Annotated in this window: 14 protein-coding genes; 10 read left to right on the plus strand and 4 right to left on the minus strand. The window is 54.3% G+C overall.

The features are described from left to right. Window positions 1-49: 49 nt before the first annotated feature. The 8 genes from tkt to rpe all read left to right on the plus strand — a co-directional run bounded on the left by tkt (window position 50) and on the right by rpe (window position 10,717). Window positions 50-2,071, plus strand: coding sequence for a transketolase (gene tkt / locus KTH_RS18090; RefSeq protein WP_111318660.1), 2,022 nt, complete (start codon window positions 50-52; stop codon window positions 2,069-2,071). Window positions 2,072-2,188: 117 nt separating this feature from the next. Next, window positions 2,189-3,334 carry a transaldolase gene (gene tal, locus KTH_RS18095; RefSeq protein ID WP_111318662.1) on the plus strand — a complete coding sequence of 382 codons (1,146 nt, stop codon included), beginning with the start codon at window positions 2,189-2,191 and terminating at the stop codon, window positions 3,332-3,334. Continuing rightward, window positions 3,334-5,043 (plus strand): phosphoglucose isomerase-related protein, encoded by a 1,710-nt coding sequence (locus tag KTH_RS18100; RefSeq protein ID WP_111318664.1) that lies wholly within the window; start codon window positions 3,334-3,336, stop codon window positions 5,041-5,043. Before tal ends, KTH_RS18100 begins: the two co-directional genes overlap by 1 nt. Before the next feature lie 192 nt (window positions 5,044-5,235). After that, window positions 5,236-6,147, plus strand: a complete 912-nt coding sequence (gene gnd / locus KTH_RS18105) for a phosphogluconate dehydrogenase (NAD(+)-dependent, decarboxylating) (protein WP_281278996.1) — start codon at window positions 5,236-5,238, stop codon at window positions 6,145-6,147. A gap of 169 nt (window positions 6,148-6,316) precedes the next feature. Next, window positions 6,317-7,864: a glucose-6-phosphate dehydrogenase gene (gene zwf, locus KTH_RS18110; protein WP_111318668.1), complete on the plus strand. Its 1,548-nt coding sequence runs from the start codon at window positions 6,317-6,319 to the stop codon at window positions 7,862-7,864. 86 nt (window positions 7,865-7,950) lie between these two features. After that, the gene (locus KTH_RS18115; RefSeq protein ID WP_497620337.1) at window positions 7,951-9,249 is read left to right on the plus strand and encodes a glucose-6-phosphate dehydrogenase assembly protein OpcA; all 1,299 of its coding nucleotides are present in this window, start codon (window positions 7,951-7,953) and stop codon (window positions 9,247-9,249) included. A gap of 25 nt (window positions 9,250-9,274) precedes the next feature. Next, a complete protein-coding gene (pgl, locus tag KTH_RS18120; RefSeq protein WP_111318672.1) occupies window positions 9,275-10,024 on the plus strand; it encodes a 6-phosphogluconolactonase in 750 nt (249 codons plus the stop codon). Window positions 10,025-10,045: 21 nt separating this feature from the next. Then, window positions 10,046-10,717 carry a ribulose-phosphate 3-epimerase gene (gene rpe / locus KTH_RS18125; protein WP_497620339.1) on the plus strand — a complete coding sequence of 224 codons (672 nt, stop codon included), beginning with the start codon at window positions 10,046-10,048 and terminating at the stop codon, window positions 10,715-10,717. A 62-nt stretch (window positions 10,718-10,779) separates the two neighbouring features. Here rpe and KTH_RS18130 read toward each other — a convergent pair whose 3' ends face one another. Further along, window positions 10,780-11,436 carry an alpha/beta family hydrolase gene (locus KTH_RS18130; RefSeq protein WP_111318676.1) on the minus strand — a complete coding sequence of 219 codons (657 nt, stop codon included), beginning with the start codon at window positions 11,434-11,436 and terminating at the stop codon, window positions 10,780-10,782. A 26-nt stretch (window positions 11,437-11,462) separates the two neighbouring features. Then, window positions 11,463-11,936 (minus strand): NUDIX domain-containing protein, encoded by a 474-nt coding sequence (locus tag KTH_RS18135; RefSeq protein ID WP_111318678.1) that lies wholly within the window; start codon window positions 11,934-11,936, stop codon window positions 11,463-11,465. A gap of 273 nt (window positions 11,937-12,209) precedes the next feature. Here KTH_RS18135 and KTH_RS18140 point away from each other — a divergent pair, with 273 nt between their 5' ends. Then, window positions 12,210-14,012: an alpha/beta fold hydrolase gene (locus KTH_RS18140; RefSeq protein ID WP_497620342.1), complete on the plus strand. Its 1,803-nt coding sequence runs from the start codon at window positions 12,210-12,212 to the stop codon at window positions 14,010-14,012. Between the two features lie 210 nt (window positions 14,013-14,222). Then, window positions 14,223-15,194 (plus strand): P1 family peptidase, encoded by a 972-nt coding sequence (locus tag KTH_RS18145; RefSeq protein ID WP_497620344.1) that lies wholly within the window; start codon window positions 14,223-14,225, stop codon window positions 15,192-15,194. Window positions 15,195-15,270: 76 nt separating this feature from the next. On the opposite strand, the gene KTH_RS18150 is transcribed toward KTH_RS18145, so the two are convergent. Further along, window positions 15,271-15,507, minus strand: a complete 237-nt coding sequence (locus KTH_RS18150) for a hypothetical protein (RefSeq protein WP_497620346.1) — start codon at window positions 15,505-15,507, stop codon at window positions 15,271-15,273. A 357-nt stretch (window positions 15,508-15,864) separates the two neighbouring features. After that, window positions 15,865-16,494: an NUDIX hydrolase gene (locus KTH_RS18155; protein WP_497620348.1), complete on the minus strand. Its 630-nt coding sequence runs from the start codon at window positions 16,492-16,494 to the stop codon at window positions 15,865-15,867. Window position 16,495: the final 1 nt, after the last annotated feature.

Here is a 16,495-nt window from a genome sequence, read left to right on the forward strand (position 1 = left end):
TAAGATATACAATAAATCATCCGATTTCGTTGGAGGATTCACAACTCTCATGACAATTCAACAAGAGAAACCGACACATTCGCAAAGCTCTCTTGAAGATCTCTGCATAAATGCTATCCGCACGCTGTCTATGGATGGAGTCCAGCAGGCCAATTCTGGTCACCCGGGAACCGCAATGGCCCTCGCCCCGCTGACATATCTCCTCTGGACCAAATACATGCGGCATAACCCGCGCAACCCGAAATGGGTGAACCGTGACCGCTTTATTCTCTCCTGTGGACATGCTTCAATCCTGTTGTATAGCATGCTCTATCTGACCGGCTATGATCTGAGCCTTGAGGACATCAAGAATTTCCGCCAGTGGGGAAGCAAGACCCCGGGCCATCCGGAGTATGGACATACCGCAGGCGTCGAGACAACCACCGGCCCGCTTGGCCAGGGCGTTGCCAACGGCGTTGGTATGGCGATTGCTGCTCGCTTCCAGGCAAGCCGCTACAACAAGCCGGAGCATCAGATCCTCGACCACTACATCTATGGCATTTGTAGCGATGGCGACCTGATGGAAGGTATCGCCTCTGAGGCCGCATCGCTGGCAGGAACACTCAAGCTTGGAAACCTGATTTACTTCTACGACGACAACAACATTACCATTGAGGGTGATACAGCAATCGCTTTCACCGAGGATGTTGCTGCTCGCTTCGAGGCCTATCACTGGCACGTCCAGCGCGTTGAGGATATCAACGACCTGGCAGCGCTTGACAAGGCCATTCAGGCAGCCCAGGCCGAGAAAGAGCGCCCGTCCCTCATCGTCGTGCGCACGAAGATCGCATACGGTAGCCCGAACCTGCAAGGACATCACAAGGCCCACGGTGCTCCGCTTGGTGCAGAAGAGGTCGTTCTGACAAAGCGCAACCTGAACTGGCCATCTGAAGAGCCGTTCTTTGTTCCAGAAGAGGCTCTCAACTACTTCCGCCAGTGCGTTGAGCGTGGCGCAGAGCAGGAAAAGGCGTGGCAGGAACAGTTCAACGCCTACGCAGCCGCCTATCCTGAGCTGGCCGAGCAGTGGCAGCAGGAACAGGCAGGCAAGCTGCCGCACGGATGGGATAGCGAGCTCCCCGAGTTCCCGGCAGGTGAGGCGCTGGCAAGCCGCGTTGCTTCCGGTAAAGCTCTGAACGCGATCGCGCCCAAGCTCCCTAACCTGATCGGTGGATCCGCCGACCTGGCCCCATCCAACAACACCGACATGAAGGGTCTCGGCGACTTCGGCCCTGAAACCAATGGACGCAACATGCACTATGGTGTCCGTGAGCACGCGATGGGCGCAATTGTCAACGGTATGGCCCTCTACGGCGGCCTGATCCCGTTTGGCGCGACCTTCCTGATCTTCTCCGATTATATGAAGGCCTCCATTCGCCTTTCGGCACTTATGGGTCTCAAATCCATCTTTGTCTTTACACACGACAGCATCGGCGTTGGTGAAGATGGCCCGACCCACGAGCCAATTGAGCAGCTTGCTTCACTGCGCTCGATTCCCGGCCTGACCGTGATCCGTCCGGCAGATGCTAACGAGACAGTTGAGGCCTGGCGCGCCGCCATCAGCATCGATGGCCCGGTTGCCCTCGCACTCACGCGCCAGAACCTGCCGACCCTTGATCGCAACGAGCTGGCATCAGCCAAAAACCTTACCCGAGGCGCATACGTGTTACTCGATAGTGAGAAAACACCGGATCTGATCCTGATGGCGACCGGTTCAGAGGTCTCTCTTGCAGTCGATGCCGCACGCAAACTCCAGCAGGAAGGCGTAGCCGTCCGCGTCGTCAGTATGCCAAGCTGGGAGCTCTTTGAGAAACAGGACGCAGCATACAAAGAATCCGTCTTGCCAAAGAACGTCAGAGCCCGTCTCGCGATTGAGGCCGCTTCATCCTTTGGCTGGGCTCGCTACGTTGGCCTCGATGGTGCAACCGTCACTATCGATCAATTCGGCGCTTCGGCACCTGCAAAACTGCTCTTCCAGCATTTCGGCTTCACTGTTGACAACGTGGTAGCCAAAGCAAAAGAGCTGCTGGCCTAATCGTAAAGCCAGAGCGTTTTTCGGCCATGGGCGGTCACCAGCAGAAACGACCGCTCATCGGCCCGACTTCTGTAGAAACAATCCGATTGTGTTATAGAGAAAGGTAGATGATAGATTATGACGAACCCATTGCTCAAGCTCCAGGAGCAGGGCCAGAGCGTCTGGTATGATAATATTGACCGCGCTCAGCTCAACTCTGGCGAGTTTAAGAAAATGCTCGATAACGATGGCATTGTAGGTGTGACTGCAAACCCGACCATCTTTGAGAAATCGATCAGCGCTGGCCATGCCTATGACGAGCAGATGCAGGAACTCCTCCGAGCAGGCAAGAGCACGAGCGAGATCTACGAGGCTCTGGTCATTAAAGATATTCAGACCGTCGCGGACATGCTGCGCCCGATCTATGATCGGACCAACGGTCAGGATGGTTATGTCAGCCTGGAAGTCTCGCCTGAGCTGGCAAACGACACGCAGGGCACAATCAGTGAGGCAGAGCGCTTCTGGAAGATGGTTAATCGCCCGAACCTGATGATCAAGATTCCGGCCACCCCGGCAGGTATTCCAGCCATCTACGAGACACTGCGCAAGGGGATTAACGTCAACATCACGCTGATCTTCTCCATTCAGTCCTATCGCGAGGTTGTTGATGCCTACATCCGCGCTCTTGAGGATCGCAACGGCGAAGGGCTTGAGATCGATCACATCGCATCTGTCGCCAGCTTCTTCGTCAGTCGCGTCGACACCCTGGTTGATAAGCTGCTCGATGAGAAGATCAAGGCCAGCAACGACCCAGATGAGCAGGAGAAGCTGAAGTCCCTGCAAGGAAAAGCGGCAATCGCCAACGCCCGCATTGTCTATCAGGAGTTCAAGAAGCTCTTCAGCACCCCGCGCTTCGAGTCCTTGAAGCATGCCGGTGCGCATGTTCAGCGTCCGCTCTGGGCCAGCACCAGCACCAAGAACCCGGCCTACCGCGACGTGCTCTATGCCGAAGAACTGATCGGCCCCGACACCGTCGATACTATGCCGCTTGAGACAATCGTCAAGTTCCGCGATCATGGCGTGGTTCGCCACAGCATCGAAGACGATCTTGATAGCGCGAAGAAAACCCTCGACACGCTTGAGCAGGTCGGCATTTCCTATGACCAGATCGCCAGGCAGTTGCAGGACGAAGGTGTTGAGAAGTTTGTTGACTCCTTCCATCAGCTCTTCAACGGTATCGAGAGCAAGAAAAAGGCCATCAAAGAAGGGCAGGTTGCAGACTAATGAGCACAGCACTGCAAGTAGGACAATTTCAAGCGCCAGCAGACCTTCAGCGCTCAGTCGCTGAAGGGTGGCGTGTACTGGACGAACAGCAGGTAGCAGCTCGCATCTCGCAGATTGATGCATCGCTCTGGAAATCCGATCCGGCTATTCAGGAAAAGATCCGGAATCGTCTCGGCTGGCTGACCGTCGTCAATACCATGCGAGAGAAGTACGACGAGATCGCCACATTGGTTGACGCCGTGCGCAAAGATGGCTACAAGAGCGCCATTCTACTCGGTATGGGCGGCAGCAGCCTCTGCCCTGAGGTTCTGCGCACCACCTTTGGCGTGGTTCCTGGCTATCTTGAGCTCTACGTGCTGGATACTACCGACCCGGACACCGTGCACACCGTCGAACAGAAGATTGATCTTCGTACTTCGCTGTTCATTGTTGCTTCCAAGTCTGGCGGTACGATCGAAACGATGTCTCACTACAAGTACTTCTTCGATCGAGTCAGCAAGGAAGTCGGTGCGGATGAGGCCGGTAAGCACTTCATCGCAATCACCGATCCCGGCACCTCGCTTGAGACACTGGGACGTGAACAGAACTTCCGCCATGTCTTCCTGAATCCACCCGACATCGGTGGCCGCTATTCAGCACTCTCGTTCTTCGGTCTGGTGCCAGGCGCACTGATCGGTCTGAACATTCCGCGCCTGCTGGAGTGGGGCGAGAAAGCAATGAACGCCAGTCAGAAGAGCAGCGCGCAGGAAAACCCTGGTCTCTGGCTTGGCGGGATCATGGGCGCACTCTACAAGCAGCAGCGCGACAAAGTGACCTTCATCATCTCGCCCGAGTTACGCAGCTTCGGCTACTGGGTTGAGCAGTTGATTGCGGAGAGCACCGGTAAAGAAGGCCGTGGACTGCTCCCGGTTGAAGGCGAACAGCTTGGCACCCCCGACGTCTATGGCAATGACCGCATCTTTGCCTATCTGCGCGTCGATGGAGGCGACAATAGCGAGCTTGATAAAGGCGTACAGGCGCTCGTCGACGCGGGCCAGCCTGTTGTGCGCTTTGAAATCGGCGATCTCTATCAGATCGGCGCTGAGTTCTTCCGTTGGGAGTACGCAACAGTCGTTTCTGGCTTCTTCCTGGACATCAACCCGCTGGACGAGCCAAACGTTCAGGAGAGCAAGGACAACACCAAGCGCATCCTGACCCAGTATCAGCAGGAACATCGCCTGCCTGAGCCGACTCCAGTTGTGGTCACCAACGAACCGGCAAAGATTGAGATCGTTGGCAAAGAGAACGGCGGCAAAGATCTCGCAGGCTATCTGCACAACTTCCTTGCGCAGGTACGCCCCGGCGACTACATCGCTATCATGGCTTATGTAGAGCGCACTGAGAGCACAGAGGCTGCCCTTCAGGCTCTGCGCACGCACCTGCGCGATACATATAAAGTTGCCACCACGGTTGGCTATGGTCCGCGCTTCCTGCATTCGACCGGCCAGCTTCACAAAGGTGGTGCCAACAACGGCGTCTTTATTCAGATTACAGGAGATGTCCATCAGGATGCCTCGATCCCTGGCGAGATCTACTCGTTCGCTGTCCTGAAGGAATCCCAGGCCCTCGGCGACCTCTATTCCCTGGATAACCATGAACGCCGCAACATCCGTATCCATGTTTCCGGCGATCTGGCAAAAGGCCTACAGGTCGTGGATCAGGCCATCTAAGCACAGACGTGTGTCGCAGGTAAGGATACCCCCTTTCTCTGACAGCGGGTATCCTTACAGCACTGTTTTATCAGTCATTCCAGTAATGATCGAGAGGGCGAGCATGCTCGCCCGGGCGAAGAGCCTTCGCCAACATCACACTTATAACAAAATACGCTATTTCCCAAAGGGGCGTATTGAAATACTAAGGAGATTCAGAAAATGGAAATCGGTTTTATTGGACTTGGCCGCATGGGCGCAAACATGGTTCGCCGCCTGCTTCGCGACAACCATCGCGTAGTAGCATGGAACCGCACCGCAGCAAAGACAGATGAGATTGTCAAAGAGGGCGCAGAAGGCGCATACAGCATTCAGGAGCTGGTTGGTAAGTTGCAACAATCTCCTCGCGTCGTGTGGGTCATGGTTCCTGCCGGCCAGGCAACCGACGACATGATTCAGGAAGTTCTCCCCTATCTGAACAAGGGCGATATCATCATTGACGGCGGAAACTCCAACTACAAAGACTCGATCCGCCGGGGCAAAGAGCTGACCGAGAAGGGCTTCCACTTCATGGATGCCGGTACCAGCGGCGGTATCTGGGGCCTGAAGGTTGGTTACTGTCTGATGGTTGGTGGCGAGAAAGAGACCTTCGAGTACATCGAGCCCTTGCTGAAGACCCTGGCTCCCCCTGATGGCTACCTCTACTGCGGCAGCCACGGTGCCGGACACTTTGTCAAGATGGTGCATAATGGCATTGAATATGGTATCATGCAGGCCTATGGTGAAGGTTTTGAAATCCTGAAGGCCAGCCAGTATGACTTTGACCTGCATGCTATCTCGCACCTGTGGAATCAGGGTAGTGTGGTTCGCTCCTGGCTGCTTGAGCTGGCAGAGAGTGCCTTTGAGCAGGATCCGCAGCTTGAGAGCATCAAGGGATATGTTGAGGACTCTGGTGAGGGTCGCTGGACCATTCAGCAGGCAATTGACACCAACGTTCCGGCACCGGTCATCACGCTCTCGCTGTTCGAGCGCTTCCACTCGCGCCAGGATGAGTCCTTCAGCGCGAAAGTGCTGGCAGCACTGCGCAAGGGCTTCGGTGGTCACGCGGTGAAGAGCAATCAATAACAGGGGCCACTTCCTTTACCATTTATCCAGTCATAAACAGCCAGTAAAAGGCATATCGGGGAAGGTCTGGCAACCCGCCAGCCCTCCCCTTCCTGCTGTTCACTGTGGATTTATACAACACGCAGACAGAGACGTAATCATACATCTTTAAGAATCAGGAGATTTACACATGCCTCAACGTGCGGTAGTCGAGGCGCCAAATCCTTTCCGCGAGGGACTGCGAATGAAGCAGAGCCCGGAGCCATGCGTGATGGTCATTTTCGGCGCTACAGGCGACTTGACCCATCGAAAACTTTTACCGGCACTCTATAATCTGGCTCTGGAGCACCCACTCCCTGCCGGTTTCTCCGTTGTGGGTTTTGCGCGGCGCCCCTACAGCGATGAGGAATTTCGCAAACAGGCGCTCGACTCAGTCAACCAATTTTCACGTCAGAAGCCAGTCAACCAGCAAGTCTGGGAGAGTTTTGCATCTGGCATCCATTACCTTCAATCCAATTTCCATGATCCTGAAGGGTATGAGCGGCTTGCCGCCCTGCTTAACAAGCTGGATCAGGAGCGCGGAACCAGCGGGAACCGCATTTTCTACCTGTCAACGCCCCCAAGCCAGTACCCGACCATCATTCAAAACCTGGGTGCGGCAGGCCTGAACCGGAACCGCAAAGGCTGGACCCGCGTCATCGTGGAGAAGCCATTCGGTCATGACCTGGCCTCAGCACGCGAGCTGAACCGCCAGATCGGGAAAGTCTTCAAAGAAGAGCAGATTTATCGTATTGACCACTATCTTGGAAAAGAGACCGTCCAGAACATTCAGGTCTTCCGTCTGGCAAACGGCATTTTTGAGCCGGTGTGGAACCGCCGCTATGTTGACCACGTACAAATTACAGCAGCGGAAAATATCGGTATCGAGGGCCGGGGTGGCTACTACGAGGAATCGGGTGCGATCCGCGACATGATTCAGAACCATATGCTCCAGTTGCTCACGCTGGTTGCAATGGAGCCGCCGATTGCATTTGAGGCAAATGCCGTGCGAAACGAGAAAGTGAAAGTTTTGCAGGCGCTGCAACCGATCGTCGGACAGGATGTGCTTACCAACACCATTCGAGCACAGTATGGACCGGGCTATGTGGGTGGTCAACCGGTCAAAGGATACCTCGAAGAGACGGGCGTTTCGCCAACGTCGACTACAGAAACCTATGTCGCGCTGAAATTGTTCATTGACAACTGGCGCTGGGCTGGCGTACCATTCTACTTACGCACCGGAAAACATTTGCCGAAACGCGTAACAGAAATCGCAATTCAGTTCAAGCAGCCACCATTGATGCTCTTCAAGCGCCAGGACAGCCAATCACAGGTTGAGCCCAACGTTCTGACTCTGCGCATCCAACCGGATGAGGGCATCTCGCTGAAATTTGGCGCGAAAGTTCCGGGAACTGATATGCAGATTCGCTCGGTGAACATGGACTTCTTCTATGGTTCATCTTTCGTTCGTCAGCAGCCAGAGGCATATGAGCGCCTGCTTCTCGATAGCATGCTTGGAGACTCAACGCTCTTCACGCGACGCGACGAGGTTGAGGCCGCCTGGGCCTTTGTGCAGGGAATTCTTGACGAATGGGCAAGTGGCGATGTTCCCATTCATACCTACGAATCCGGTACCTGGGGTCCACAGGCCGCCGATGAATTCATCTGGCGCGACGGCTTCCGGTGGCGTCGTCCGTAACATCCGCTTAGCCTTTTACTGATATATGGTGTTTGTACAACGCTGTCTGCGTGAACAACGACGTTCATCTGAGAAGGGAACGGGGTATGACGAAGGTTTCTACCGGAAACACTGAGCCGCGCCTTCCGTGGGCCGGAAAACAGGTACGTATGGAAGACGTAGAGGAGACTTTAGCCCAACTCTGGCATCTCTCAGCCGATAATGTCCGTATAGGTCAGAATATTCGTGTCCGCACTAGCGTGCTCAATTTTGTGATCTGCGCTCCCAACCTGGCCGCAGCTCAGCATGCTAGTGCGGGGCTGCGCAATCTCGGCAGTACTCATATCGGACGGGTCATTCTGCTGATCCTGAATCCCGATCCCGGAGCCCCCCCAGGTGTCTCGACCTGGGTCACGCTTCGCTCTTTCCCGATTGTCTCCGATATGATGCGCCATACTTTTGAACAGGTGACTGTCCTGCTCTCCGGTTCTGCTGCCTCTGCGGCAGATACCATTTTACAGCCACTCTTCAAACCTGACCTACCCGTGTATCTCTGGTGGCTCCAGGATGTCCCGACTGACAATCCACTCTTCCACCATCTGGCAAATTCGTCCAGCCGCGTTATTGTCGACTCGCATGGCTTTTTCCAGCCCGAGGCAAGCCTGATGCAGCTTGCCCAGATCAGCCGCGCATTACGCGATAGCGCGTTGAGCGATCTGAATTGGAGCCGTATCACCCATTGGCGTCAACTGGTTGCTCAGTTCTTTGATGTGCCCGCCTATCAGCGTTATCTGGAAGGAGTCTTCCGCATTGAGGTGGAACATTCCGTGCTCCCCACGGATTCAGCAGAGGATACTCAACCCGCCCGGTCACCTATTGCGGGAGCCACCGTCAATGCAACGCGTGCCCTTCTACTCGCGGCCTGGCTCAAAACCAGTTTGAACTGGCACATTGATCCAAGCCACCCGGACAATTATCGCGATCCAGAGACCGGTGCTTATACCTGGCATACACTTCACCGCACCGGGCCACTCCACTTCATCCCGACCGAAGAGACTGCTGAAGGGCTTTATCCCGAACCGGTGATCTCCCACAGTGGTGAAGGGACTATTTTTGTGCGCCCTCGGGTGCAACCTGGCCTTCCTCCCGGATCTATTTGTCTGGTCCGCCTATCCAGTACAGTAGATGGAAAGCTTGCGACGTTCACCGTCAATCGCACTGATGACCGAGAACATGCGCTGACCGTGGTCACGCTCCCCGAAGGAGCCAGCCCCCCGCGCACCGTTCCAATACCAGGTACACAACCGGCAATCGATCTCTTACATGAGGAATTAGAGATTATCGGGCGCGATCATCTCTATGAAGACACCCTGCAAGAGGTCTATCAACTCCTATCTGAAATCTAAGTTATAGCGTAGGAGCGTTGCTTTTATGCAGAACATACATGTTTCAACGTACGCCGACCTTGAGGCGCTGAGTCTGGCCGCAGCTCGCTGCGTGATTCAGGCTGCTCATGAGGCTATTGCCGATCATGGGTACTTCACCATTGCGCTCTCTGGCGGCAATACCCCGAAAGCGCTCTATAGCCTGCTGGCAGAAGAGCCCTACACCAGCCAGATCGACTGGTCAAAGGTTGAGGTCTTCTGGTCCGACGAGCGCTGTGTACCACCCGATAGCCCCGATAGCTGCTATCGCATGGCATATGATACGCTGCTCGGCAAGGTTCCTTTGACCGAACAGCAGATTCACCGCGTTCCAGCGGAACAGGCTGACCGCGACGCTGCCTCTCAGGCTTATACCGATGAGATGCGTCGCGTCTTCAAAACCGAAGGGACTCCGGTCTTTGATCTGATCCTGCTTGGCATGGGTCCAGAGGGCCATACTGCATCTCTCTTCCCGCATCAGGAGTCTCTGAAAGAACAGGTTCGGCTGGTCATGCCGGTTACGGTTCCCAAACCGCCTCCACCGCGCCTGACCTTCACGCCTCCCGTACTGAATGCCGCAAAACATGTGCTCTTCCTGGTTACAGGAAAGGACAAGGCCGAGGCTGTGCAAGCTGTGCTGGAAGGTGAATACAATCCCGAGGAGTACCCGGCCCAGATCGTGCAACCGTCCAACGGTGATGTAACCTGGCTGTTTGATACCGGCGCTGCCTCGCACCTATCACAAAAAGCACGCTAAAGAGGAGTGAACTGCACAAGCATGATCGGTATTGTTCCTTCTATTCTTTCAGCCGATTTTACCCGTCTGGGCGAGCAGGTCCGCGAGGCCGAGGCAGCCGGCGCACAGCGCATCCAGATCGATGTGATGGACGGCCACTTTGTACCGAATATCACGATGGGTCCGATGGTTGTTGAGGCAGTGCGCCGCTGTACCAGCCTGCCCCTTGAGGCCCATCTGATGATCACCAATCCACAGGACTACATCGAGACGTTCGCGGAGGCTGGCGCTGATGTGATTATTGTGCATCAGGAAACCTGCCCGCATCTGCACCGCGTCCTGATGCAGATCAAGAAGGCTGGCAAGCAAACCGGCGTGGCTCTGAACCCGTCAACGCCAGTCTTTATGCTGGAAGATATGCTGCCCTTTATTGATCTGATCCTGGTCATGACCATCAGTCCAGGCTTCGGCGGTCAGGATTTTGTGCCGGAGACGCTCCCCAAGATCAGGCAGGCTCGTGAGATGATCACCAGACGCGGGTTGACCAACATTGATATTGAGGTCGACGGCGGCATCAATATCAAGACGGCTGCTCAGGTCGTCAATGCCGGGGCGAACCTGCTGGTCGCAGGCTCCGCGGTCTACAATAAAAAGGAAAGCGTGGCAGATGCAGTCAAGCGTCTGCGCCTTGCCGCAACCTCTTCCAATCTCTAAAACCTGAAGCAAAAGGCCCGTTCTGGATCGCTTGAGTGCAGAGGACGGGCCTTTTCTTTGCGTTATGCCCGCTTCAAGAACTGGTCCATTCGCTCCATCACCTGCGCAAGCACCCGCAGCGAGCCCGGCGCGTCGTTTCCCAGTTGGAGGCTGTGATCCGCTCCCGGAACCAGCATAACCTGATCGGTTGTTTGGGCCTGAAACTCCTGCACCAGCCGCGCATCATAATAATGATCTTTGTCACCAATTACCAATAAAGAGCGCTCTTTTTCATGCAACAGCGCTCGAAAGATCGGATCTCGCAGCACCGGAGTCAGCCAGATAGCCTGTAACGTGCCTTCAAACGTTATATCCGCAAACAACTGGCTCATGACGATCGTGCCAAGCGACTTGCCAATAAGCGTCAGCCGTTTGTATGCACGTTGCTGTAATGCGGCGCGAGAGGCAGCAAGCGCATCCTCCCGGATACAACGTAATACATCATCAGGAGCCAGCGTCTCAAAGTTCGCTCGCTTGTTATAGTCGACACAGAGTACATCGGCCCCGGCATGTTGCAGCAACATAGTTGAAAAATAGAGCAGCGGGTGATCGGTAGTATAGCCCTGTCCCGGAAAGATGAACGCAAGATGCTCGGTTGTATGATCCTGACAGAAGAACTTATGGGGAACAGGCTCCCCCTGATAGCCAGTAATCGGCAAGCGCTGCATTGTTGACGCCATATCTTTTCTCCTCATAACATGAAAGCTCAGGAAAAATAAGGACGCTCACGCCGCTCAAGATAGTGCTGAATACGCAGACGAATAGAGGGATGTATTGCGAGTTGCGCCAGCTCGTCCACGGCAAAAAAACCAACAGCCGTCGCCTCATCTTCGTCTGCCTGGAGCGCTCCGCCAACCATGCGGCAGGCAAAGCAGATCGAGAACTGTTGCCGCACATCATGCTCTGAGTACGCGATGATATGGCGGGGATCGCTATACACTCCTATAATATATTCCGGGACAACCTCTATGCCGGTTTCCTCACGCGTCTCGCGAATCACTGTCTCAGCAATACTCTCTCCCACTTCCATCATACCGCCCGGCAATGACCAGTACCCGTTATCTCTGCGCCGCTGAAGCAGGATCTTCTGCTCGTCATTTACCACGACCGCCGAAGCGGCAGGCACAATACGATGCGCTTCCGGGGCCGCAGGATCATAGTAATAATCAGTGCGGGTCATATTTCCTTCTCCTTTCAACCCTGCATCGTCAAGAAATAGAGCGATTGTTTCCTATCTTCCTTCCCCTCCTCAATGAACTTTCTCCCTCAGTTCCTGATGAAGCAACCGTCTCAACCAACAAACCTTATTTCAGTCTATCGCTTGCTATTTCCTCCATCATACGCTATAAATGTGCTTACATGGAAATAATTGTAAGTGCATTACGTTTCTTCATTCTCTGAAAAATCTGTCATAAAGAACGCCAGTTATCATTTGAAAGGTCGGTTCACTCTTATGGACACATCCCCGACGCCGGGAAATTCTGATAGAACGCCATCACAACCTACAACATCGGGTCAGGATGAGCAGCTTATCTATGATGGGCCTTTTATGGAATATACGTCATCCGATGAATCAGCAACACTTCAGACGCCACAACAGCCAGCTTCACCACAGCCCGGCCCATATCAGGCGTCACCACCTCATGCACAGCCGTACCAACAACCGATCTTTCCACCACCAGCACCGCCTGGACGCCGCCGTGTGGTGATTGGCGCTGTCAGTCTGATTCTGGTGCTGGCCCTACTGCTTTCGGGTGGCTACATTGCCTGGTACTATCTACAGCCGTCGCCTAAAACAGCGTTTCCGGGCCTTCCGGGCACCGCGACAGCGCTCCCACAACTCAATAGCGCATTCACACAACAAAGCTGTCCCTTTGAACTCGGGAAGGGAATCAAAGAAGGCTCACAGGTGAAATGTGGCTATCTAACCGTTCCCGAAGACTATGCAAAACCAGATGGGAAGAAGATCAAGCTAGCCGTCGCTATCTTCACCCCACCCGGTGACGCAGCAAAGTCTCGCCCGCCCTTCTTCTATCTAACCGGAGGCCCGGGCGGTACCGCACTGGGAGATCTGGGAAGCTACATCGATTCAACGAATCTCGATAGCATTACTCTGGGCCGTCAGCTTGTACTCTTTGACCAGCGTGGTGCAGGCTATTCTCAGCCCTCGCTTGACTGCCTGGAAATGGATCAACTGGACAAAGAGACTCGCGATCAGCAACTGAGCGAGGACGAAGCCAATAAGCGCTATATTGAGGCAGGCCAGAAATGCCGTGATCGCCTCACTCAATCGGGGGTAAATCTGGCAACCTATACCACAATCAATAACGCCACTGATGTGCACTCGCTGATTCAGGCCCTCGGCTATAAGCAGGTTGACCTTTACGGTGTATCGTATGGTACGCGCCTGGCGCTGACCGTGATGCGGCTCTTCCCCGGAGAACTGCACAGCGTCACCCTGGATTCGACCGTCCCCTTACAGACCAATCTCTTTGAAAATCTGCCGGGCCTGCATCAACACGCCTTTGACACCTTCTTCAAGGGTTGTTCAGAAGATACAAGCTGCCAGCACAAATATCCGGAGCTGGAACGCACCTTTTATAGTCTGGTCGATCGCTGGAATCAGCAGCCAGAATCGATCAAGGATGCAAAAGAAGGCACCTTCCTTGTTGATGGCAACGGACTGGTGAACTGGCTCTTCAGCGCCCTCTATGTGACACAGTTCATTCCTATGTTGCCCCAGGTCATCGAGCAACTTGACCAGGGTGACACGCTGATGTTTACCTCGATGTATACGCTGCTCTTTGCCAATCAGAATATGAGTGAGGGCATGTACTACTCTATTATGTGCGGCGAGGACATGGCTTATACCACGCAACAGAAGCTGATCGAAGAGACCCAGAAACTGCATCCGCCTCTGAACACATTGCTCATGCCAAACACCAAATATGATTATGAGATCTGTAAAGTCTGGAATCAGCCAGCAGTGCCCTCGGAGCAGAAACAACCGGTAAAAAGCCAGGTCCCCACTCTGATTCTGGCCGGAGAATATGATCCCATCACGCCACCCTCGCAGGGTGAGATGGCACATAGTACCCTGCCAAAGAGCACATTTCTGGTATTCCCGGGAACCGGGCACGGCGTCTTTATGACCAACATCTGCCCGATGACCATCATGAACTCGTTTATGAGCAACCCCGAGCGGACGCCCTCGTCAAGCTGTCTGCGTTCGGTGCCGGAACCACCTTTCATCTAGGAAGTTTGCAGGGAGAAGTCAGCGGTTGACTTCTCCCTTTTCTTTTGCATCCCCAGAGTGGGAATAGTGCGTGCTTGCCAGCCCTCAGCGATCAATCACTACATGCAAATACCTTCATTTTAAGATATACTGCCAATACAACGATCCTTCACAAGAAATCGTGTGATCCCACTGACAGGTAACTCAGTGCAGAGAGCATATATGGAGTCGATGATGCAAGCTAAAAATCCACTGCATGACGACATTACCGACATTCCAGGCATTCGTGTCGGTCATGATACCAACCTTGAGGCCGCAACAGGATGTACTGTGGTCCTCTGCGATCAGGCGGCAACAGGTGGAGTCGATATTCGTGGCAGTGCTCCGGCCACACATGAAACCGATCTGCTGAACCCTATACACCTGGTGTCGGAAGTCAATGCCGTTCTGCTCACCGGAGGGAGCGCGTTCGGCCTGGCGGCGACAGCGGGCGTGATGCGCTATCTGGAAGAGCATCAGCAAGGATTCCAGACAGGAATAGCCCGGGTACCCATCGTTCCGGCAGCAGCAATTTTTGATCTGGCCCTCGGTTCAGCCAGCGTGCGACCGGATACCGAGTCCGGATATCGAGCCTGCCTTCAGGCTACAGTAGGTCCTATCCCTCAAGGCAACGTCGGAGCAGGCACAGGAGCCAGCGTCGGAAAAATGTTCGGGCTGGCACGAGCGCATAAGGGTGGCCTCGGCTCAGCCAGTACCCGACTGCCTTCAGGAATGCTTGTCGGAGCGCTTGCCGTTGTTAATGCATTTGGTTCTGTTGTTGATCCTGATACTCGCGAACTGATCGCCGGGCCCCGGAGCGCAGATTTACCCGAAGGATTGAGCTTTCAGCAGGCTCATCCTTTCAGCAACACCACATTAGCAGTCGTCGCAACGAACGTTGCCCTTACCAAAGCGGAAGCAACCAAGCTTGCGCAAATGGCACACGACGGCCTTGCACAGGTCATTCATCCTGCACATACCATGTTTGATGGTGACACAATCTTTGCGCTCGCCGTACCACAGCATCGCCCAGACCCCACCCAAATGGCTCAACTTGTGAGTCTTCTTGGAGCAACTGCCTCAAGCACACTGGCACGTGCGATTCTCAGGGCAGTACAAAGGGCCGAAACATTGCATGGCCTACCGGCAGCCACAACGTCTTAAACGAGTACCAGCAGGGGCATCTCTTTATATCTCGTGTGGCAACTCTCCCATTCTTTCTACACTGAAGCTTGACACACTACGGTTGCAGCATCACACACATTACAGCGCCTCCGCCAATCAGCATGAGAATCACGCAGACAAGGATTGCCAGATAGAAGCGATAGCTTTTCACACTGACAGCGGCCTCATATCCGAAAGCAGAGCGTTCAAGGTTTGGCGGAGGGATTTCACGTTTTGCGGTAAGCGTCTTCAAGCCACCAGTAGCGAGCTCTCGGGAGCACGAAGCAAAATCAATGGAGTACCTGTGATGCACGTTTTCAGCGTCACCTGCGCCAGAGCGTAAGGGGGAGGGGAATGAGGATGAATAGATTGGTTCTGAAGCATAAAACATCGAGTGAGCAGACGAGTTCATTTGAGGTCTTCGCGGCAGGTTATGCGCAAAATGCGTATCAGATGTCGGTACTGTCACTGTCTTTTCTCCGCTCCGGTACTTACAGACCTAACCACAATACGAGATTTTCGACTACAAACGCACTACAGAACCTCTTTACTACATTCATAATTGTAGCTAAACTGCGGGGATTAGCAAGAGCCATATGACTAATGGGGGGTGATAATTCTCCACCTCCTGGCACAATCTGTCTTCACTTCCTATTGTACAACAGGCAGCTTAATCCAGAAGTTGAGCCGCAGCCTGAGTACGCTGCCATTCCGCCACAAGCAGAAGGAAATCATGCACGATGCGCCCGGTCGCCCCCCAGATACAGTACGGTCCATAGTCATAAAAGTAGATGGTACGCGGACCGCGCCGTTCAGTACGCAGAATCGCAGGATCAGCCAGCGCAGAGAGCGGGATCTGTAAGAGCTCAGCCACCTCACTTTGCTGCAATGTGAGCGTGCCCGGCCCCCCTGGCAAGAAGCCAACCACCGGCGAAATCAAAAAGTTGCTGACCACCGTAAAGACTGGAGACTGTAAGCCCAGAATCTCAACGCGTTCCGGCAGCAAGCCAATCTCCTCCCATGCCTCACGCAACGCAGCAAGCGCAACCGTCTCATCATCGGGCTCGATACTACCACCTGGCAGACCAATCTCACCACTATGAGCCCGCAACGAACTGGCTCGCCGAATAAAGAGCAGGTCAATTTCTCCCTCACGTTCAAAGAGCGGAAGAAGCACAGCCGCTTTCCGTGCCTGTGGTTGTCGGCCTTCGACGCGATCGATCAGCAGGTCGCTGTGAGCCACGGGAGCAAGTTTGGACTGAAGAAATTGAACAAAAGCCAAAACCTCTTTGCGTTTCATA

Source organism: Thermosporothrix sp. COM3, assembly GCF_059696735.1.

Excerpts from the sequence above, each read along its gene's own strand:
- tkt (WP_111318660.1), top strand. The coding sequence starts at position 50 with ATGACAATTCAACAAGAGAAACCGACACATTCGCAAAGCTCTCTTGAA.
- tal (WP_111318662.1), top strand. The coding sequence starts at position 2,189 with ATGACGAACCCATTGCTCAAGCTCCAGGAGCAGGGCCAGAGCGTCTGG.
- KTH_RS18100 (WP_111318664.1), top strand. The coding sequence starts at position 3,334 with ATGAGCACAGCACTGCAAGTAGGACAATTTCAAGCGCCAGCAGACCTT.
- zwf (WP_111318668.1), top strand. The coding sequence starts at position 6,317 with ATGCCTCAACGTGCGGTAGTCGAGGCGCCAAATCCTTTCCGCGAGGGA.
- KTH_RS18115 (WP_497620337.1), top strand. The coding sequence starts at position 7,951 with ATGACGAAGGTTTCTACCGGAAACACTGAGCCGCGCCTTCCGTGGGCC.
- pgl (WP_111318672.1), top strand. The coding sequence starts at position 9,275 with ATGCAGAACATACATGTTTCAACGTACGCCGACCTTGAGGCGCTGAGT.
- rpe (WP_497620339.1), top strand. The coding sequence starts at position 10,046 with ATGATCGGTATTGTTCCTTCTATTCTTTCAGCCGATTTTACCCGTCTG.
- KTH_RS18130 (WP_111318676.1), bottom strand. The coding sequence starts at position 11,436 with ATGGCGTCAACAATGCAGCGCTTGCCGATTACTGGCTATCAGGGGGAG.
- KTH_RS18135 (WP_111318678.1), bottom strand. The coding sequence starts at position 11,936 with ATGACCCGCACTGATTATTACTATGATCCTGCGGCCCCGGAAGCGCAT.
- KTH_RS18140 (WP_497620342.1), top strand. The coding sequence starts at position 12,210 with ATGGACACATCCCCGACGCCGGGAAATTCTGATAGAACGCCATCACAA.
- KTH_RS18145 (WP_497620344.1), top strand. The coding sequence starts at position 14,223 with ATGATGCAAGCTAAAAATCCACTGCATGACGACATTACCGACATTCCA.
- KTH_RS18155 (WP_497620348.1), bottom strand. The coding sequence starts at position 16,494 with ATGAAACGCAAAGAGGTTTTGGCTTTTGTTCAATTTCTTCAGTCCAAA.